The organism is Thermoactinospora rubra, from assembly GCF_002093975.1.
GTDB classification, from domain to species: Bacteria; Actinomycetota; Actinomycetes; order Streptosporangiales; family Streptosporangiaceae; genus Nonomuraea; species Nonomuraea rubra_A.
This window is the reverse complement of sequence record NZ_KZ084327.1, coordinates 222,226-241,068: the sequence shown is the minus strand read 5'-3', so window position 1 is coordinate 241,068 and position 18,843 is coordinate 222,226. Positions and strand designations below refer to the sequence as shown.

Sequence of the window (18,843 nt, the reverse complement as noted above, 5' to 3'; positions counted from 1 at the left end):
CGATATTGTGGCGAAGTTCATCAATCTTGATGAATCGTGCATCGAGTGGTATGTGGGACGATTGGGGGGCTTGATGTCGGCCGACCGCGTGCTCAGCGGGCCGAACGCGCAAGGGGGAGCGCCGTCCAGCCCGGGCCGCCTCGTGGGCGGGCGTTACCGCCTGATGTCGCCCGTCGGCCGTGGCGGCATGGGCATGGTGTGGCACGCGCACGACGTGCTGCTGGACCGGGACGTCGCCGTGAAGGAGCTGATCCTGCCCCACGGCCTGGACCAGACCGGCAAGCAGGTGGCCCACCGCAGGATGCTGCGCGAGGCCCGCTCCGCCGCCCGGCTCAGCCACCCCGGCATCGTGACCGTGCACGACGTGGTCGAGGAGGACGGCCGCCCCTGGATCGTCATGGAGCTGGTCCGCGCCTGGTCCCTGGAGCAGGCGGTACGGCAGAGCGGCCCGCTGCCGGTGATCCAGGCGGCGGAGATCGGCGTGCGGGTGCTCGACGCCCTGCGCCACGCGCACGCGGCCGGCATCCTGCACCGCGACATCAAGCCCGGCAACGTGCTGCTCACCTCCGACCGCGTGGTGCTCACCGACTTCGGCATCGCCGCCATCGAGGGCGACGTGACGATCACCCAGACCGGGCTGCTGATGGGCTCGCCCGCCTACATCCCGCCGGAGCGGCTGTCCGGCCAGCCCCTCACCGCGGCTGCCGACCTGTGGTCCTTCGGCGCCACGCTCTACGCCGCCGTCGAGGGCCGCCCGCCGTACGCGGGGGCGGACGCGATCGCCGTGCTCGGCGCGGTGCTGACCCAGGACCCGATCAAGCCGCAGCGGGCGGGCGCGCTGCTGCCCGTCATCGAGGGGCTGCTGCGCAAGAACCCGGCCGACCGGCTCACCGCGGCGCAGGTCGCCGAGCTGCTGGAGCGGGTGCTGCGCTCGCACGGCTCGCCGACCCGGCCGGCCAGGGACGCCCTTCCGACGGCGGGGAACTCCACGCCCCTGGGGCTGCTGCCGCCGCTGGACACCCCGTCGGGGCCGATGCCCTCGCGCATCGTGGAGACGCCCTCGGGGCCGGTGCGCGTGCCGTACGACCCGTCGAGCAGCCCGTCCGGCGCGCAGCCGCAGTACCCGGCGGCGCCCGCCGGCTACGACGCGCTGGCCGGGCCGTCGGGGAGCCACCCCACGGACCAGCTGGCCGGCCCCTCGGGCGGTCACCGCGCCGACCCGCTGACCGGGCCGTCCGGCGCGCCCCGCGCGGGCTCCTCCGTCAGCTACGACGCCCTGCGCAGCCCCTCGGGCGGCTTCGACGCGCCGCCCGGCTCGTCGGTGAGCTACGACGCGCTGCGCAGCGGCTCCGGCCCGGTCACCCCGGGCCCCGTCTCCTCCGGCCCGATCGCCTCCGGCCCGGTCTCTCCCGGCTCTGGCACCCCGCCGCAGGCGCCCAAGCCGCAGCCGATCCTGCCCCTGACCGCGGACGTCCGCTCGGCCTCCGGCGGCACGCCGTGGCCCGCCGAGCCCGACGGCGAGCCGGGCCGCACCGCCCGCAGGCCCGCGACCGGCCGCAGGCGGGCCGAGGACGGCAGAGCCGACGAGCCGGACGAGGAGAAGGGCGGCGCCTGGCTGCGCGACGGCAGGCCGACCCCGCGCCTGCTGGTCGCGGGCGCGGCGGCCCTGGGCGCGGCGGCGCTCGCCGTCGTGCTGCTCACCCCGGGCGGCGAGCCCGAGCCCACCGGCGCCACGACGGCGGCCACCGCCCCGGCGAGCCCGCAGCAGCAGGTGCTGCCGCTGGCCCCCGAGGTGCCGCAGGGCTACAAGGAGCACACCACCGAGGGCTTCATCGCCGCGGTGCCCACCGCCTGGAAGCTCACCACCGCCAACGGGGAGGCGACGTTCACCGGGCCCAAGGACTCCGGCATGAAGATCGTCGTGGCCACGGCGGATCCCCAGCCGGACGGCGGCCTGGCCACGCTCACCAAGGAGCAGCCGAACGTGGGCGTGGAGAACTACGCCCAGGTCCAGCTCCAGGGGGTGACCTACCAGGCGTGGAAGGCGGCCGACTGGGAGTACACCTACACGGTCGGCCAGGACGTGCCGATGCACGCCCTGGTGCGGTACGTCACCATCGACGACGCCCGCGCCTTCAAGATCACCATCGTGATGCCCGACCTCAAGTGGGACGACCAGGCGGGGCTGCGCAAGGTCTTCTTCGACACCTTCCGCCCGGCGAGCTGACCGTCAGGGCCGCAGTCGGCGGTCCAGGAAGCCGCGCACGGTCCCGGCCAGCCGGGCGCGATGGTCGGACAGGGCGTGGTCGGTGGCCCACTCGTGGTGCTCCAGCAGCGGCCCGGCGTAGGCCTCGACGAGCGGCCGGTGGTGCACCGCGGCGGGGGTGACCTCGTCGCGGGAGGTGCCGATCATCAGCAGCGGCCGCCCGGCGAGCCTGGGCGCCAGCGCGGCCAGGCTCCAGCGCTCCCCCGCCGCCTCCATCTCCGCCACCAGCGCCTCCCCGCCGGTGCCACGCAACGGCAGCACCTCGGCGTCGAACGCCTCGACGTACCGCTGCCGCGAGAGCGGGTCCAGCGAGCGGGTCACCGTACCGAAGTCGAAGGCCGACACCGACACCACGGCAGGCACCGTGGGATCGGCGGCGGCGGTCATCAGCGCGGCGAAGGCCCCGAAGCTGTGTCCGAAGAGGGCGAAGCGGGCCGGGTCCAGGCGGTGGGCCGACGCGAACGGCTCGGCGCGGACCGCGTCGGCCACCCGGGCGGCGTCCTCCAGCGCGTTGCCCCACGACCACCGCCCGCCCATCCCCCAGGCGCCCCGGTAGTGGAAGGCCACGCAGGCGTACCCGGCGGCGCGCAGCGCCTGGGCGACGTCGAGGTTGCGCTCGTTGCCCGGGAAGCCCTGGAGGAACAGCACGGTGGGGTGCGGCCCGGGACCGGCCGGCAGGTGCAGCAGTCCCATGAGGGTCACGCCGGCGCTGTCGAAGGTCACGGCGGGGGTGGCGGCTTTCATCGGGCAACCCTTCCAGCAGAGATCGAACCGATCGGTACGATAACACGCCGCCGAACCGAGCGGTACCATGTGGGCGTGCCAGTGCCGAAGGGATCCACGCTCGACCCGGCCCGCACCAGGGCCGCGATCATCCAGGCCGTCACGCCGGTGCTCTACGAGCGCGGGCTCGACGGCGTGGGCGTCGCGGAGCTGTGCGCGGCCACCGGGGTGTCGAAGGAGACGCTGTACCGGCACTTCGGCTCCAAGGAGGGGCTCATCGAGGCCGTCCTGCGGGAGCGCAGCGAGCGCGTGACGCGCTGGCTGCGCGCGGCGGCCGAGGCCGCGGGGCCCGACCCCGCCGACCAGCTGGCCGCGGTGTTCGACGCGCTGGCGAGCTGGCACGCCGAGCCCGGCTTCCGCGGCTGCGCGATCGTCAACGCCGCCACGCAGCACCACGGCGATCCCGAGATGGGCGTGGCCGCCTCCCACCTGGACCGCCGCCTGGCCCTGCTCACCGAGATCGCCATCAGGGCCGGGGCCGCCGACCCCGAGACGCTGGCGCGCCAGTGGCTCATCCTGGTGTCGGGCTGCACCACCGTGGCCGACCAGCACCCCGGCACGCCGCACGCCGCCCGGCTGGCCCGCCAGGCCGCCCTGACGCTGCTCCAGGCCGCCCGTGTACCGTCGGCCCCATGAGGCTGGCGAGCGTCCACATCTATCCGATCAAGTCGACCATGGGGCACGACGTCGCCTCCGCCGAGGTCGAGCCGTGGGGGCTGGCCGGCGACCGGCGCTACATGGTCACCGGCGAGGACGGCGAGCTGCTGACCGCCCGCGAGCACCCGCGCCTGCTGGCCTGCCGCGCCGAGCCGACCGGCGGCACCCTCACGCTCACCGGCCCGCACGCCGAGCCGCTGCGCGTCCTCCCGGCCGGCCGCACGTCCCTGGTGAACGTGTGGCGCACGGCGGTGGAGCTGACCGACTGCGGCGAGGAAGCCGCCGCCTGGCTCAGCGCCCTCCTCGGCCGTCCCGCCCGGCTGAAGTGGCTGGACGACCCGACCCGCCGCCCGGTCGACCCGGAGTATGGCACGCCGCGCGACCGGGTGAGCCTGGCCGACGGCTATCCCCTGCTCCTGGCGTCCACGGCCTCGATGGCCCGGCTGAACGACTGGATCGCCGAGCAGGCGGCAGAGCGCGGCGAGGAGGTGCCCGAGCCACTGCCGATCTCCCGGTTCCGCCCCAACCTCGTGGTGGACGGCGTCGCCGAGCCGTTCGCCGAGGACCGGTGGAAGCGCGTGCGCGTGGGCGAGGTGGACTTCCGCGTGGTCAAGCCGTGCGACCGGTGCGTGCTGACCACGATCGACGCCCGCACGCTGGCCAAGGGCAAGGAGCCCATCCGCACCCTGTCCAGGCACCGGCGGTGGGACGGCAAGGTGTGGTTCGGCATGAATCTCATCCCGGACGGCACCGGCAGAATCAGCATCGGTGACCCAGTAATCCCGCTATAGGGGATATGACACACTTCATGAGTGCAAGTCGCGACTAAAACGCTTTCACCGGCTCGCGTGCAGCGCCGTACCCTCGTCGTCCTGTCGGTCACGCAGATCATCGGCGGCGTCGGGGTGGCCGTGGGACTGGCGTTCAGCGCCCTGGTCGTGGCCAAGCTGTCGGGCTCGGTGATGATCAGCGGCTACGCAGGCACGGCCATGGTCCTCGGCGCCGCGCTGCTGGCCCTGCCGGTCGCCAAGGTCGCGGGCCGCCGCGGGCGCCGGGCGGCGCTCACCCTGGCCTACCTGGCCGCCCTCGTGGGCGGCGCGATCTCGGTGGTGGCCATCGTCGCCGCGTCGTGGCCGCTGCTGCTGGGCGGCTTCCTCCTCATGGGCGGCGGGACCGCCGGCAACCTGGCCGCGCGGTACTCGGCCACCGACCTGTCGCCGCAGGGGCACGCGGCCAGGCATCTGTCGATCGTGGTGTGGATGGCGACGATCGGCTCGGTCGCCGGACCCAACCTGGCCGCCCCCGCCGACCGCGCGGGCGAGCAGCTGGGCCTGCCGGCCATGGCGGGCCCCTTCGCCTTCTCCGCGCTGGCCTTCGTGGGAGCGCTGCTCATCATCCAGACGGCGCTGCGCCCCGACCCGCTGCTGGTCGCGCGCGAGATCGACGGCACCTCGGCGGACGGCCCCGGCCGGTCCGGCACGCTGCGGGAGGCCTGGCAGGTCCTGCGCACCACCCCCGCGGCGGTCGGCGCGATCACCGCCATCGCGGCCAGCCACACCGCCATGGTGTCGATCATGTCGATGACGCCCGTGCACCTGGACCACGGCGGCGCGAGCCTGGCCGTCATCGGCATGGCGCTGAGCCTGCACATCGCGGGCATGTACATGTTCTCGCCGCTGGTCGGGTGGCTCGCCGACAAGGCCGGACGGCTCCCCGTGCTGGTGGGCGGCATGGGGGTGCTGCTGGCCTCGGCGGTGCTGGCCGCCACCGGCCACGGCGTCGCGCAGATCACCGTGTCGCTCACCCTGCTGGGGCTGGGCTGGTCGTGCGGCCTGGTCGCGGGCTCGGCCCTGCTGACCGAGTCCGTGCCGCAGGAGCGCCGCCCGTCGGTGCAGGGCCTGTCGGACCTCATCATGAACGTCTGCGGCGCCACCGGCACGGTCCTGGCCGGCGCGATCGTGGGCGCCTTCTCCTACGGCGCGCTCGGCGCCGCCGTGGGCGTCATGGTCTGCCTCACCGGGGCCTGGCTGGCGCTCACTTGGCGTCGGCGTAGCAGCTGACCGCCACCGCCTGCATCGGGATGCGCACCGGCGTGTCGCCGAACAGCAGCCGGGTGGCCTCCTCCGCCGCCCGGCCCACCGCGGCGGCCACCTCCTCGGCCTGCTCGGCCGGGCAGTGCACCATGACCTCGTCGTGCTGGAAGAACACCATGCGGGCCGGCTCGGGCAGCAGGCCGCGCAGCACCGCCAGCATGGCCAGCGCCCACTCGGCGGCCGTGGCCTGGACCACGAAGTTGCGGGTGAACCGGCCGCGGTCGCGGGCCGCCCTGCCGCCCTCCGGCCCGGCCACCAGCTCGCGCCACCGCCGCGAGGGCGGCGGGCTCGTCCGGCCCAGCCAGGACCGCACCACCCTGCCCTCCTCCCCCGCCTTGGCGGCCTCCTCGACCAGGCGGTAGGCGTCGGGGAAGCGCCGGCGCATGATCGCCAGCAGCTTGGGGGCGTCGCCGCTGGTCCCGCCGTACATGGCCGACAGCATCGCGATCTTGGCGTTGTCGCGGGCGCCGCCGAAGGTCTGGGCCAGCGCGGAGTACAGGTCGATCTCGCCCGCCGCCCTGGCCAGCGCCACGTCGCCGGACATCGCGGCCAGCACGCGGGGCTCCAGCTGGGCGGCGTCGGCCACGACGAGGGTCCAGCCGGGATCGGCGACCACGACCTTCCGCATCGTCTTGTGGATCTGCAGCGCCCCGCCGCCGCTGGTCGCCCACCGCCCGGACACCACGCCGCCGACGACGTACTCGGGACGGAACCGCCCGTCGCGCACCCACTGGTCGGCCCAGGCCCAGCCGTGGAAGCTGTGGAGCCTGGCGAGCTCCTTGTAGGCCAGCAGCGGGGCGACGGCCGGATGGTCGACGCGCTTGAGCTCCCAGGAGCGGGTCGTCTTGATCTCGACCCCGGCCGCCTTGAAGGCCTTGATCAGCTGCTGGACCGAGTCGGGGTTGACCGGGTGGCCGAAGGCGGCGCTCACCTCGTCGGCCAGCGCCTGGAGCCTGGCCGGGCGCATGCCGTGCGCGGGCCGCGGGCCCAGCAGCTCGGCCAGCAGGCGGTCGTGCACCTCGCGGTTCCACGGCATGCCCTCGTGCTGCATCTCGGCCGCGATCAGCCCGCCCGCGGACTCGGCGGCCACCAGGAGGCGGAAGCGGCCCGGGTCGGGCAGGGCGGCGATGCGCCCGAGCTGGTCGGCCAGCAGCTCCTCGAGCGCGGGCACGCCCAGCGGCTCGGGGGCGAACAGCGTGTCCTGCCGGGCCTCGGCCTCCTCGGGCACCGGCAGGCCGTGCAGCCTCGCGTACGCCGCCCTGGCCGAGCGCGGCTCGCCGTACCGGCCCTCGGCGGCCAGCAGGAGACCCTCGGTGAGGGTCAGGTCGTGGCAGCGGGACACGCGCACGCCCTGCCGCAGGAGGGGCATGTAGGCCTCCTTGGCGTCGGCCCACACCCATCGGGGACGCTGGGGCTCGAGCTTCCGTACGGCCAGCGCGACCTCGACCGACCGGTCCCCCGGCGGCCCCACCTCGGTAGGGGTCAGCGCCACGTACATGTGCCCATTGTCGCGCCTGCTTATGGTCGCGCCGGAGGCGCGACGTGCTCGGGGCGCTGTGTTCATGGTCGCGCCGGAGGCGCGACGTGCTCGGGGCGCCGGGAAGGCGCGCTCTTCCCTCGTCGCGCTTCGGGCGTTGAACGCCCTCAGCGCTCCTCAGTCCAGAGCGCGCCGCGCCCCGAGCAAAAACCCGCACCACCGGCGGGCAAGAAGGTCCCGTGCGGCCCGCACCCGCGTCGGCGGGAGGTCACCGCAGAGGGATGACGACCTCGTCCTCCACGGGCGGGTCCACCTCCTGCGGCAGGCAGCCCGTCGCCGCGAAGCACCTGATCGTCAACGTGTCCGGCGTCACCGACAAGTGCAGGAAGCTCTTGAAGAACGGCGGGGTGTCCCAGTCCGACAGCTCCGACAGGAACCGGTGGAACACCCTGTCCACCGGCAGGCGTAACGGCCACGGCCAGGCACCGAGGACGCGCGCCGCCCAGCGCATCCGCCGCGTGATCCTGACCGGATGCTCCACCGGGCGCACCGGCTTGATCCCGATCCGCTCGGCCATGATGCACACGGCCTCCTGCGGCGTCAGGTACAGCCACCTCATCCGCAGCCGCCTGGCGTACAGCTGGCTGTAGAACGACAGCGAGTCGCCCCGCAGCGGGTAGCAGCGGTAGTCCTCCTCCCGCACCCCCGCGACGTCCACCCGGCTGATCGTGTGCGTGGCGTGCATGAACGCCCCCGACCCGCCGGCCACGAGGTACTGGATCACCCGGTCCCCCACCTTGACCGGGTAGCGCTGGTAGTTGTGCACGTCCCCGCCGATGGCGGCCACGTAGCGGTGCGCGGGGTCGCGGACGATGTCGTCGACCGTCCCCCCGCCCTCCAGCGGCGAGGGGGCGTAGTCGTTGCGCCGGTAGATCGGCTTGCCTGTGACCAGCACCTTGGGCCTCGGGTCCAGGGAGGTACGGCGCAGCCACGCGGCCTGCTCGGCGTCGATCTCGCCCCTGATCCCCGTGTCGACGCCCACGACCAGCAGGCTCGGCGTCTCGATCGCCCAGTACGGCGCGGGCTGGACGGCCTGCTGCTCGGGCCGGCCGCGCAGCTTGCGCGCCTCCGCCAGGGCCGGCTCGTCGATCTTCTCGGGCCGCCGCCACAGCAGCCCGCGCAGTCCGCGGTCCGGCTTGGGCTTCAGCGGCGGCGCGTCGCAGAAGACCCGCATGAAGCCGCCGAGGCCGTCGTACCAGTCGTGGTTGCCGGGGATGGCGTAGACGGGGGCACGGTAGTCCTGGTAGGGGCGGAAGAACTTGTCGCAGTACTCGTTGGCCGACCCCGTCGGGTAGACGACGTCGCTGGCGATCACGGCGAAGGAGGTGTCCTGCCCGATCTTGAGCATGCCGGGCACCACCGCGTACTGCGAGGCGTCCCCCTCTCCCGGGTCCCCCAGCAGCAGGAAGGAGAAGCTGTCCCCGACCGGGGGCCGGATCCGCAGGTCCGCGTCGACGCCCCGGGCGCGCTGGGTCTCCATCCACCGCCTGCGTACCTCGCCCGAGGGGTCGCCGAACAGCCCGGCGAGGATCTCGTTGCGGGAGCGCCACAGGGTGGCCAGGTTGAGCCAGGAGAAGCTCCGCTCGTTGGGCCGCAGCCCGGCGAAGGTGCCGATCTCCTGGCACCGCCAGCCCGCGCCCGCCTCCGACACGCGGGAGGAGGCCCGCTTCCCCCGCTCCGCCGCCACATCGACCATGGGGATATCTTTACGCGATCTTCGCCTGGGGCGCAGCCGTCCCGGGGCCTTGGATCGAAACTCTTCGTGCATCCCCGCGCACGGCGCGATACTCTCGACCCTCCAGGGCTGGGGGTGGTCATGGCCCGAGACGAACACCTGTCCGCGAGTGCCGAGGCGGTCGAGGCGCTGCTCGCCTACGCCTCGACCGGGCCGCGCTGGGGCCGCGGAGCCGTCGACAGGGCGAGGCGCGCGGTGGCGCTCAGCCGGGAGCTGGCCCGCAGCGGCTCCGCCGAGCACACGAGCCTGCTCGCCCGGTCGTTACGCACCACCGCCCGGCTGCTCCTGCGGCGGCGCCGGGCGGCCGAGGCCCTGCCGTACGCGCTGGAGGCCGTGTCGGTGGCGCGGGCGGTCGGCGGCGGGGCGCTGGTGGTGAGCCTCGGGTGCCTGGCGGACGTACTGACCGCGCTGGGCAGGCACGAGGAGGCGGCCGCCGCGCTGAAGGAGGCCGAGACGATCGCCTAGCGGCTCACGCAGGCCCCGCAGGGCTCAGAAGTGCGAGACCGTGAAGTCCTCGACCGTCACCTTGGCCTCGTTCTCCCCCAGGCCGCGCGTGAGCTGCACGCCCAGGGTCGGCTGGCGGGCGGTCGGCAGCTTCTGGCTGTCCTCGGCCTGTACGGCCAGCCGGCCGTTCACCCACAGCGCCAGCCGCACCTTGTCGCCCTCCCGCGTGCATTCGGCCTGCAGCTTGGCCTTGTCCGGCTTGAAGCCCTCGACCGGCACGTCGGCGGTGAGGTCCCAGCCGTCGCCGGAGACCGACTTCCTGATCCGGGCGCGCCCGTCGCGGCGGATCTCCATGTCGTAGGAGGCGCCCTCGGCGGTGTCGGCGTTCAGGAAGTTGCAGTACAGCCCGGCCCTGGCCCCGGGGTCGCCGCTGAAGTTGGACACGTTGGCCTCCAGCAGGACCCGCTGGGGGATCACGGCGTTGAGGGGCGGCCTGGCCCAGGACGGGTTGTCGCTGTTGTTGGTGAGGGTGAAGGTGCCGCCCGCGTCGTCGTAGGCGCCGCCCGCGTCGGTGTTCCAGCCGGACTCCTTGTCGTCGAAGAGGTCCTGGTAGAGCACCCCGTCGGTGGCCGGCGGGCCCTTGGGCAGCCCCCAGACCGCGGCTCCCACCGCCACGGCCACCAGCAGCGCGGCCACGCCCGCGCCGATCGCGGCCAGCTTGCCGCGCCCGCCCTTGCGGGGCGGGGCGGGCGTGTGCCCCGGCGCGGAGGCCGGCACGCCGCTCAGCGAGGCCAGGTCGATCCTGAGCGTGCCCGCGAGGGCCTCGGCGTCCAGCTTGGTGCTGCCCACCAGCCGTGAGGCGATGTCCTGCGCGGTGGGCCGGTTGCGCGGCTCCTTCTCCAGCGCGGCGGCGACCACCTCGCGCAGCCCCGGCTCGATCGCCTCCAGCGACGGCCGGTCGTTGACCACGCGCATGAGCGCCTCGGGCACGGTCCGCGCGGCGAACGGCGAGCGGCCGGTCGCCGCCGCGTACACCACGCAGCCCCAGGCGAAGATGTCGGCGGCCGGGGTGAGGTGGTGGGCGTTGATGACCTCCGGCGCCATGTACTCGGGCGTGCCCAGCAGCCGCCCGGTGACGGTCTTGCCGCCGCCGATGTCGAAGGCCCTGGCGATGCCGAAGTCGATCACCCGCGGCCCCAGCGGCGACAGCAGGACGTTGCCGGGCTTGAGGTCGCAGTGGACCAGCCCGGCGCCGTGGATGGCGGTCAGCGCGGTGGCCACCCCCACGGCCAGCGCCTCGAGGTTGGAGTTGGCCAGCGGCCCGCTCTCGCGCAGCACCCGGCCCAGGTCGGGGCCCGCGACGTACTCGGTCACCACCCAGAACGGCGGCACGTCGAGCTGGCTGTCGAGCACCGGCGCGGTGCAGAACCGCCGCACCCGCCGGGCCGCGGCCACCTCGCGGCGGAAGCGCTCGACGAACTCGGGATCGGCCGCGAGGTGCGGCATGATCACCTTGAGCGCCACCGGGCCCTGCGGGCCCTCCGCGAGGAAGACGGTCCCCATGCCGCCCTGCCCCAGCCGGCCCGCGATCCGGTAGGGACCCAGCGCGGCGGGATCGCCCTCGCGAAGCGCCTGCACCGCCGGCGGACCGTATCCACTCATGGCGGCACATCCTAGACGATTACGGGATCAGTACTCCCGGGTTGAGCACGCCTCGGGGATCGACGCTCGCCTTGATCCCGCGCAGGATGTCCACGCCCAGCGGGCCGATCTCCTCGGCGTAGGCCTCCCTGTGGTCGCGGCCCACGCCGTGGTGGTGGGTGACGGTGCCGCCCGCCGCGACGATGGCCCGGCTGACCTGTCGCTTGGCCTGCTCCCATTCTTCCAGCCCGGCGGGCGTGACCACGGTGAAGTACAGCGAGGCGCCGGTCTCGTAGACGTGGGAGATGTGGCACATGACCAGCGGAGCGCCGAGCGCCCCGAGCAGCGCCAGCCGTACCGTGTCGTACAGCCGGGGCAGGTTCGCCCAGAAGCCGGCCGTCTCCAGCGTCTCCACGGTCGCGCCCACGGCCAGCAGCGAGTCGCGCAGGTAGGGGGCCGAGAAGCGGCCGTGCTCCCACGCCTCGCCCGGCTCGCGGCCGAGCGGGACGCCCCCGTGGGCCTCCAGGACGGCCGCCGCCGCGTCCCTGCGCCCGGCGACCGACGCCCCCTCGAAGCCGGTGATCGCCAGGCATCCGTCGCCTCCCCGGCCGATGGCGTCGGGCCGGGCCAGGCCGATCATGGTCTCGGTCTCGTCCGACAGCCGCAGCACGGTCGGCAGCGGCCCCTCCTGGGCGAGCGCCCGCAGCGCCCGCGCGCCGTCGGCGAAGGACGGGAAGCGCCAGCCCTCATACCGCCGCTCGGCGGGGCGCCGCCGTACCCGCAGCCGGAGCGAGGTGATCACCCCGAAGGCGCCCTCGGAGCCCAGGAAGACCTGGCGCAGGTCGGGTCCGGCGGCCGACTTGGGCGCGCGGCCCAGCTCGACCGTGCCGCGCGGGGTGGCGACCGTGAGGCCCACCACCAGGTCGTCGAAGCGGCCGTACCCGGCCGACGCCTGGCCGCTGGAGCGGGCCGCGGCGAAGCCGCCGAGCGTGGCGTACTCGAAGGACTGCGGGAAGTGGCCCAGGGTCAGGCCGTGCCCGGCGAGCAGGCGTTCGGCCTCGGGCGCGCGCAGGCCCGGTTCCAGGGTGGCGACCATCGACTCGGTGTCGACGTCCACGAGGCGGTCCAGTCGGGCCAGGTCCAGCGCGACGACCCCGGCGAAGCCCGAGCGGTCCGGCGTCAGGCCGCCGACCACGGACGTCCCGCCGCCGAAGGGGACGACCGCGACGCGCTCCCGCGAGCACAGATCGAGCACGCCGAGCACCTCGTCGTGCGAGCCGGGCGCGACCACCGCGTCCGGGGCGTCGGAGGCGTCCCCGGCCCGCATCCGCAACAGGTCGGGCGTCGACTTGCCCCGGGTGTGCCGCACGCGCGTCTCGTGGTCGGTCCGTACGTGCTGCGGCCCCACGACCTCGGCGAGCCCGGCCAGCGCCGGCTCCGGCAGGGCGGGCGGCGGCAGCCGTACCTCCTCCAGGCTCGCGCCCGGGGAGGCGGGCGCGCGGACGCCGAGCAGGTCGTGCAGCAGCGTGACGATCGTCTCCGGCAGCTCGCGGGCCTTGGCGGGATCGCCCCAGCCGCGCCAGTTCATGGGTTCCACCACTACACTGTGACATATGGCGTCAAATCGTCACACCGACGGGGTGCTGGACGCGGCGCGCGAGTGCGTGCTGGCGTACGGCGTGCGCCGGACGACCCTGACGGACGTGGCGCGGCGCGCCGGGGTGTCGCGCATGACGCTCTACCGGCGCTGGCCGGACGTCAAGACCCTGGTCGCCGACCTGATGACGCGCGAGTGGACCCGCCTGCTGGCCGGCGTGGACCGGTCCGACCCGGTGGCGGCCATCGTCTCGGGCGTGCGGAGGCTGCGGGAGCACCCGCTGTGGCGCAAGATCGTCGAGGCGGATCCCGAGCTGCTCCTGCCGTACCTGCTGCGGCGCCGGGGAGCCACGCAGGAGGCGGCCCTGGCGGCCCTGGAGGAGATGCTCGGCGACCTCCGCAAGGCCCGCGCCGTGCTGCTGGTGGCGCAGTCGTTCCTGCTGTCGGCGCCCACCGTGCTCGACCCCGTCACGCTCGACGACCTCGACGCCGAGCTGGCGGCCCTGCTGGAGGCCTACTTGGAGGGCTCATGACCGACGCCGGCCACCGTGCCAGCCGCCTCAACGCCGCCAGGCGCGCCCGTGACCTGGAGAGGGTCGCGGAGGAGACCGTGGACGTGCTCGTCGTGGGGCTCGGCGTGACCGGTGCGGGAGCCGCCCTCGACGCGGCCTCGCGCGGCCTGTCCGTGGCCGCGATCGACGCGCACGACCTGGCCTTCGGGACGTCCCGCTGGAGCTCCAAGATGGTCCACGGCGGGCTGCGCTACCTGGCGCGGGGACAGGTCGGCGTCGCCTACGAGAGCGCCGTCGAGCGGGGCATCCTGCTGACGCGGACCGCGCCGCACCTGGCCAGGGCCCAGCCGTACCTGCTGCCGCTCGTCCCCTCGGTCTCGCCCGGCCAGGCGGCGCTGGCGATGACCGGCTACCGCCTCGGCGACGCGCTGCGGGCCGCCGCGCGCACTCCGCGCCGCGTGCTGCCCGGGCCGTCCCGCCTGCCGGCCTCCCGGGCGCTGGAGGCGGCTCCGGCGGTACGGCGGCGCGGCCTGCGCGGCGCCCTGCTGTCGTGGGACGGGCGCCTGGTGGACGACGCCCGGCTGGTGGTGGCGCTGGCGCGGACGGCGGCCTGGTGCGGCGCGCGCGTCCTGACCCGGTGCCGCGCCCTGCGGCTCGCGCCCGGCGGCGCCGAGGTGCGCGACGAGCTGACCGGGTCGGCGCTGACCATCAGGGCGCGTGCGGTGGTCAACGCCACGGGCGTGTGGGCCGGGCGGCTGGCGGACGTCCGGCTGCGGCCCTCCCGTGGGAGCCACCTGGTGCTGCGCCCGGGCGTCCTGCCGCTGCGCGCGGGGCTGCACGTGCCGATCCCGGGGACGGTGAACCGGTTCGCGCTGGTGCTGCCGCAGCCGGACGGGCGGGTGTACGTCGGCCTGACCGACGAGCCGGTGGACGGGCCCGTCCCAGACGTGCCGGAGGTGCCCGAGGAGGACGTCACGGCGCTGCTGGAGGTCGTCAACGGCGTTCTGGAGGCGCCGCTGACGCGGGCGGACGTGGCGGGGGCCTTCGCGGGGCTGCGGCCGCTGCTGGAGGCTCCCGGCAGGACGGCCGACCTGTCGCGGCGGCACGCGGTGCTCGACACCGGCGGGGTGGTGACCGTGGTCGGGGGCAAGCTGACGACCTACCGGCGGATGGCCGAGGACGCGGTGGACCGGGCGCTGGCGCTGCGCGGGGTGCCGGCCGGGCCTTCGGTGACCGCCTCGCTGCCGTTGGTCGGCGCCGGGGGTACGGCTGTCGCGGCCGGCGTCCCGCGGCGGCTGGTCGAGCGCTACGGGAGCGAGGCGCGGGAGGTGTGGGAGCTCGCGCGGCGCTTCCCCGAGGAGGCGGGGCTCGGCGTCACGCTGGGAGAGCTGGTGTGGGCGGTGCGGTGCGAGGGGGCGCTCGACGTGGACGACCTGCTGGACCGCCGTACGCGCCTGGGCCTCGTCCCCGCCGACCGCGCCGCCGCCCTCCCCCTCGCCCACGCCGCCCTGGAAGCCGCCCTCCCCCACTGACCCCGCCCGCACCCTCCAGGGCCGCCCTCCCGCTGACCTCACTCGGACTCGCCCGCACCCTGAGGAGAGCACGCTCCGGGGCGGCGGCAAGCCACCCACGGCGGGCATCGGCGTGTTCCCGGGATCTCCGCAACGCCCACGCGATCAATAGGTTAGGCTTCCCTAAGTTCATCCGCCGACGAGAAGGGAACGACGTGCCCAGGGGTTGCGACCACCCGGACGGGTGCCACACCGGCGCCCTGCCCGTCTTCGCCAGCGCGACGGTGGGCGCCCGGACGTGGCTGCTGATGGAGTACACCGGCCCATGGGCGGACCGGGTGGAGAACACCGCCCTCCCCGACACGATCGCCAAGCTCGTCAGGAGAGCCCTCGAACACGGCGTCAGGCCCCAGCTGATCCGCCGCCCCGGAAGGCGGACCCGCCCGGCGCACCAGGGGGTCCGTGTGATAGTGGCGCACTCCTCCGGCCCCGAGCCCTGGCTCGCGAGCGGCATCGTCGCAGGTCCGGATGATCTTGATATGGACGCGCTGATGGCCGGAGTGGTCCCAGAGTCCTGCATACTTGAAGACGAGCCGGTATTTCTGGTCTGCACGCACGCCAAGCGCAATGCGTGCTGCGCCCGCATTGGACGCCCCATCGCTCGGTCGCTGGCGGAGATTTGGCCCGACAGAGTATGGGAAACGTCACACGTTGGCGGCGATCTCTACGCCGCCAACCTCGTGTGCTTGCCACACGGGCTGTATTACGGCAGCATGTCTCAGGCTGCCGCGTTGGCGGCGGCTAACGCGTACCGGTCGGGCGAGGTCTGCCTCGACCGTTACCGGGGACGCGCAGGCATCCCTGAGCCATTGCAAGCCGCCGAGCATTTCGCCCGGATCCACTCGGGTGAATTGTCGGTCGGCGGAGTGGCCGTGGAATCCTCCAGGTTGGCTGGCAACGCCACCGAAGCGATCGTGCGCTGCGGTGACGTGCTGTTCCAGGTCGTGGTTGAGCCGGCGGTGCTACAAGCTCCGTGCGGCACGGCTTGTGCCGAGACGATCACGACCTACCGGCTGGTGTCGCTGGACGCGCTCGCGCGTGTGCGGTACGTCACGCCGGTGCCGGCCTAGACGGGGGAACATCCCGGCCACACCTTGCGTTGGACCAGTGACGCCATAAGCGTCCAATGCGGCTCATTAACCGAAATACCTCTCACGAAGGTGGTTTTCTCATGTCTCAGGTACGTCGGCAGCTCGCCCGCCCGCGCCCCAGCTGGGGTTGGCAGGATGATGCCGCGTGCCGGGGTGAGGACCTCGTGCTCTTCTTCGGTCCCGACGGCGAGCGGCAGCCCGAGCGTGAAACGCGCGAGCGGAAGGCCAAGGCCATTTGCGCCCAGTGCCCCGTGCGCACCGAGTGCCTGGACTACGCTCTGTCCCGTCCGGAGAAGTACGGCGTGTGGGGCGGCCTCAACGAGGACGAGCGCGCTTCCGAGCGTCGCCGCCGCATGCGCCGCGCCGCCAGCGCCGGCATCACCGCCGTCGCCTGAGTTCTCCCGGCACGATCTGCTCCAAGCGTGATCGCGCAGTTGTCCCGATGACGCATGCCGTACGGCGTGCGCGAACCCGGTCGGGACAACTGCTTGATCAGGCTCTCACCCTGGCCGTCACGGCGCGCCCACGGCGCTGCGCCATGCGCGCGTGACCCCCTGCCAGGCCCGCATCCTCCAGCGGACAGCCCGAAGGCCGCCTCGCCCGACCAGGCGAGGCGGCCTTCACGCTGCAAGGGGCGCGATGAGGGGCCGCTCCGGTACGGCGGGGCCGTACCCGAAAGGCGGCCGCTCAGGCGATGAGGTCGTCGAACTCCCCGTCCTTGGTCCCCAGCACGAAGGCCTCGATCTCGGCCCGCGTGTACACCAGGACCGGACCGTCGGGGTGGCGGGAGTTGCGCATGGCGACCTCGCCCGACGGCAGGCGCGCGAGCTCCACGCTCGGCTTCCCGTGGGTGCTCTTGCGCCAGGCGACGCGGAGCCGGCTGGCGCTCATGCCGTTATGGATGCCCTGCATGAGGGGATACTCCTCGCATTTGCCGATGCACGTGCAATCGCGAGGATAGGGCACCATCCCGATCTTGGGATGGTGAATGCCCAAAACTCCTGAGCACTATGCCCGATTTGTCGCCGTTTTGAGAGCGCTGCCATTGGAGCGCCAGGTGCACGTGCATGTGGAATTTGCACGGGTAAATCATGAAAAGTCTTGCATCACTCGGTCCCCGCCGTAAGTATGGTCACTGAGATCACCCCCAGCCCACGCCTCCGGGGACCCCATGACAACCTCCGCCGCACGCTCGCAAGCCGCCACCGGGCCGGCCCCTCCTCCGTGGTTGCAGGCGGTGCTGTGCGACACCGACCCCGAGGGGCATCTGGCCGTCTTCGAGCGCCCGGTGCCCGTCTCCGTGGCGCGCATGTTCGTCGCCACGGCGCTGCGTGAGTGGGAGGTCCCCGAGGCGATCTGCGACACCCAGCTCGTGGTCTCCGAGCTGGTCACCAACGCCATCCGGCACGGCGGCGGCGCGCTGAGCCTGGCGCTGGTGGTGCGGGGCGGCCACGTCGCCTGTGCGGTCAGCGACCCCGGCGGCGACCCGCCCGCCGCCGTCGACGCCGACTGCTTCGCCGAGTACGGCAGGGGCCTGCACCTGGTCCAGGCCCTGTCGCTGTGCTGGGGCTGGTATCCGACGACCGGCGGCGGCAAGCGGGTGTGGGCGGTCCTGCGCTGACGCCAGGCCCCGCCCACACGCTCGTCACATCCCGCGGCTGCGGTAGTGGCGCCTCATCTCCTTGCTGATCGCCTTCCACCGGTTCTGCTGCTCCTTGCGCAGCCGCGCGTCGGAGCGGGCGGCCATCCACGCGGCCTCGCGCTGCAGCTTGCGCCAGCTCTCCAGGCGCCGCTCGGGCAGCTCCCCGCTGTCCAGGGCGGCCCGGACGGCACAGCCAGGCTCCGCGTCGTGCGCGCAGTCGTCGAACCGGCAGTGCCCGGCCAGCTCCTCGATGTCGGCGAAGACCCGGTCGACGCCGTCGGAGACGCCGTACAGGCCCACCCGGCGGATGCCGGGCGTGTCGATGACGAGCCCGCCGCCGGGCAGCGGGATGAGCTCCCGGTGCACCGTCGTGTGGCGGCCCCGCCCGTCGGCCGCCCGCACCTGCTGGGTCTCCATGACGGCCTCCCCGGCCAGCGCGTTGACCAGCGTCGACTTGCCGGCTCCCGACGGGCCGAGGATCACGGCCGTGCGGGAGCCCGCCAGGTAGCCGCGCACCAGCTCCACGCCGTCGCCGTGGAGCGACGACACGGCGTGCACGTCCACCCCGGGCGCGGCCGTGCGCACGTCCGCGAGCAGGTCCTCCAGGCCCTGCTCGAACAGGTCGGACTTGGTGACCAGCACCACGGGCGTCCCGCCGCTCTCCCAGGCCAGGGCGACGAGCCGCTCGATGCGGCCCAGGTCGGCGAAGTCCGTGGCGTGCATGGACGGCTCGGCCACGAACACGACGTCGACGTTCGCGGCCAGCACCTGGCCCTGGCCGTCGCCCGACAGCCCGGCGACGGAGTCGCGGCTCACGCCGCCCCGGACGAAGGCGGTACGGCGGGGCAGCAGGGCGTGCAGCTCGTGGCGGCCCTCGGGAAGGTGCCTGAGCGCGGCCCAGTCGCCCACGCACGGCAGGGCGACGGGGTCCTGGGCGGAGGCGCGCCGGACCTGCGCGCCGTACTTGACGTGGTGGAGCCCGTCAGCGGCGATCACCTCGGCGGCGCCGCGGTCGACCCGCGCGACCCTCGCCGGGACGGTGTCGACGGGCAGCCCGGCGGCGAGAGACTCGTTCCAGCCGAGCAGGGAAAGATCATAAGACAACGGTGAACACACCCTTGGGTTGACAACCCGGGTGTCGGCTAGGCGGGCACCCGGAGGTTGGACTTGTTGATCGTGGGCAGGCGGCAGCCGACGACCCGCATAAGTCCTCACCTCCTCGATCGACTTGCCCGCCGCAAGGCTACCGGCCCGTCATCCGGCCCTGCGACTGGT

The 18,843-nt window shown here is 73.9% G+C and carries 17 protein-coding genes; 10 read left to right on the top strand and 7 right to left on the bottom strand.

Going from position 1 to position 18,843, the window contains the following annotated elements; all coding sequences use genetic code 11:
- Positions 1–73: 73 nt before the first annotated feature.
- On the top strand, positions 74–2,227 hold the full coding sequence (locus BSB02_RS07065) for a serine/threonine-protein kinase (RefSeq protein ID WP_084957861.1): 2,154 nt from the start codon (positions 74–76) through the stop codon (positions 2,225–2,227).
- A 3-nt stretch (positions 2,228–2,230) separates the two neighbouring features.
- Here BSB02_RS07065 and BSB02_RS07060 read toward each other — a convergent pair whose 3' ends face one another.
- Positions 2,231–3,010, bottom strand: coding sequence for an alpha/beta hydrolase (locus BSB02_RS07060; RefSeq protein WP_084957860.1), 780 nt, complete (start codon positions 3,008–3,010; stop codon positions 2,231–2,233).
- 75 nt (positions 3,011–3,085) lie between these two features.
- On the opposite strand from BSB02_RS07060, the gene BSB02_RS07055 reads away from it, so the two are divergent.
- From BSB02_RS07055 to BSB02_RS07045, 3 genes are read left to right on the top strand one after another with little or no spacing between them, the layout of a single operon-like run.
- The gene (locus BSB02_RS07055; protein WP_084957926.1) at positions 3,086–3,685 is read left to right on the top strand and encodes a TetR/AcrR family transcriptional regulator; all 600 of its coding nucleotides are present in this window, start codon (positions 3,086–3,088) and stop codon (positions 3,683–3,685) included.
- A complete protein-coding gene (locus BSB02_RS07050; protein WP_084957859.1) occupies positions 3,682–4,497 on the top strand; it encodes an MOSC domain-containing protein in 816 nt (271 codons plus the stop codon). Before BSB02_RS07055 ends, BSB02_RS07050 begins: the two co-directional genes overlap by 4 nt.
- 57 nt (positions 4,498–4,554) lie before the next feature.
- A complete protein-coding gene (locus BSB02_RS07045; protein WP_240506236.1) occupies positions 4,555–5,766 on the top strand; it encodes an MFS transporter in 1,212 nt (403 codons plus the stop codon).
- Here BSB02_RS07045 and BSB02_RS07040 read toward each other — a convergent pair.
- Both BSB02_RS07040 and BSB02_RS07035 read right to left on the bottom strand, forming a co-directional pair.
- Positions 5,741–7,297 (bottom strand): bifunctional 3'-5' exonuclease/DNA polymerase, encoded by a 1,557-nt coding sequence (locus tag BSB02_RS07040; protein WP_084957858.1) that lies wholly within the window; start codon positions 7,295–7,297, stop codon positions 5,741–5,743. The genes BSB02_RS07045 and BSB02_RS07040 overlap by 26 nt on opposite strands.
- 247 nt (positions 7,298–7,544) lie before the next feature.
- The gene (locus BSB02_RS07035; RefSeq protein WP_084957857.1) at positions 7,545–9,032 is read right to left on the bottom strand and encodes a metallophosphoesterase family protein; all 1,488 of its coding nucleotides are present in this window, start codon (positions 9,030–9,032) and stop codon (positions 7,545–7,547) included.
- Between the two features lie 120 nt (positions 9,033–9,152).
- Between BSB02_RS07035 and BSB02_RS07030 the strand changes: the two genes are divergently transcribed.
- Positions 9,153–9,536, top strand: a complete 384-nt coding sequence (locus BSB02_RS07030; RefSeq protein WP_143590325.1) for a tetratricopeptide repeat protein — start codon at positions 9,153–9,155, stop codon at positions 9,534–9,536.
- Positions 9,537–9,560: 24 nt separating this feature from the next.
- Here BSB02_RS07030 and BSB02_RS07025 read toward each other — a convergent pair whose 3' ends face one another.
- Together BSB02_RS07025 and BSB02_RS07020 are read right to left on the bottom strand one after the other, a co-directional pair.
- Entirely contained in the window at positions 9,561–11,177 is a 1,617-nt protein-coding gene (locus BSB02_RS07025; RefSeq protein ID WP_084957855.1) for a serine/threonine-protein kinase, read from the bottom strand.
- A gap of 19 nt (positions 11,178–11,196) precedes the next feature.
- Positions 11,197–12,744: an FAD-binding oxidoreductase gene (locus tag BSB02_RS07020; RefSeq protein ID WP_084957854.1), complete on the bottom strand. Its 1,548-nt coding sequence runs from the start codon at positions 12,742–12,744 to the stop codon at positions 11,197–11,199.
- Positions 12,745–12,769: 25 nt separating this feature from the next.
- Here BSB02_RS07020 and BSB02_RS07015 point away from each other — a divergent pair, with 25 nt between their 5' ends.
- The 4 genes from BSB02_RS07015 to BSB02_RS07000 all read left to right on the top strand — a co-directional run bounded on the left by BSB02_RS07015 (position 12,770) and on the right by BSB02_RS07000 (position 16,321).
- Positions 12,770–13,285 carry a TetR/AcrR family transcriptional regulator gene (locus tag BSB02_RS07015; RefSeq protein WP_084957853.1) on the top strand — a complete coding sequence of 172 codons (516 nt, stop codon included), beginning with the start codon at positions 12,770–12,772 and terminating at the stop codon, positions 13,283–13,285.
- Complete coding sequence (locus tag BSB02_RS07010; RefSeq protein WP_084957852.1) at positions 13,282–14,796, top strand: glycerol-3-phosphate dehydrogenase/oxidase; 1,515 nt, start codon at positions 13,282–13,284, stop codon at positions 14,794–14,796. Before BSB02_RS07015 ends, BSB02_RS07010 begins: the two co-directional genes overlap by 4 nt.
- A gap of 287 nt (positions 14,797–15,083) precedes the next feature.
- Positions 15,084–15,905, top strand: coding sequence for a sucrase ferredoxin (locus tag BSB02_RS07005; RefSeq protein WP_240506235.1), 822 nt, complete (start codon positions 15,084–15,086; stop codon positions 15,903–15,905).
- A 101-nt stretch (positions 15,906–16,006) separates the two neighbouring features.
- Positions 16,007–16,321, top strand: a complete 315-nt coding sequence (locus BSB02_RS07000) for a WhiB family transcriptional regulator (protein ID WP_084957850.1) — start codon at positions 16,007–16,009, stop codon at positions 16,319–16,321.
- Positions 16,322–16,613: 292 nt separating this feature from the next.
- Here the strand turns inward: BSB02_RS07000 and BSB02_RS06995 are convergent, their stop codons facing one another.
- Positions 16,614–16,838, bottom strand: a complete 225-nt coding sequence (locus BSB02_RS06995) for a DUF397 domain-containing protein (protein ID WP_084957849.1) — start codon at positions 16,836–16,838, stop codon at positions 16,614–16,616.
- Between the two features lie 325 nt (positions 16,839–17,163).
- On the opposite strand from BSB02_RS06995, the gene BSB02_RS06990 reads away from it, so the two are divergent.
- Positions 17,164–17,547 (top strand): ATP-binding protein, encoded by a 384-nt coding sequence (locus BSB02_RS06990; RefSeq protein ID WP_240506250.1) that lies wholly within the window; start codon positions 17,164–17,166, stop codon positions 17,545–17,547.
- Between the two features lie 24 nt (positions 17,548–17,571).
- Here the strand turns inward: BSB02_RS06990 and rsgA are convergent, their stop codons facing one another.
- A complete protein-coding gene (gene rsgA / locus BSB02_RS06985) occupies positions 17,572–18,672 on the bottom strand; it encodes a ribosome small subunit-dependent GTPase A (protein WP_084957847.1) in 1,101 nt (366 codons plus the stop codon).
- Positions 18,673–18,843 lie beyond the last annotated feature (171 nt).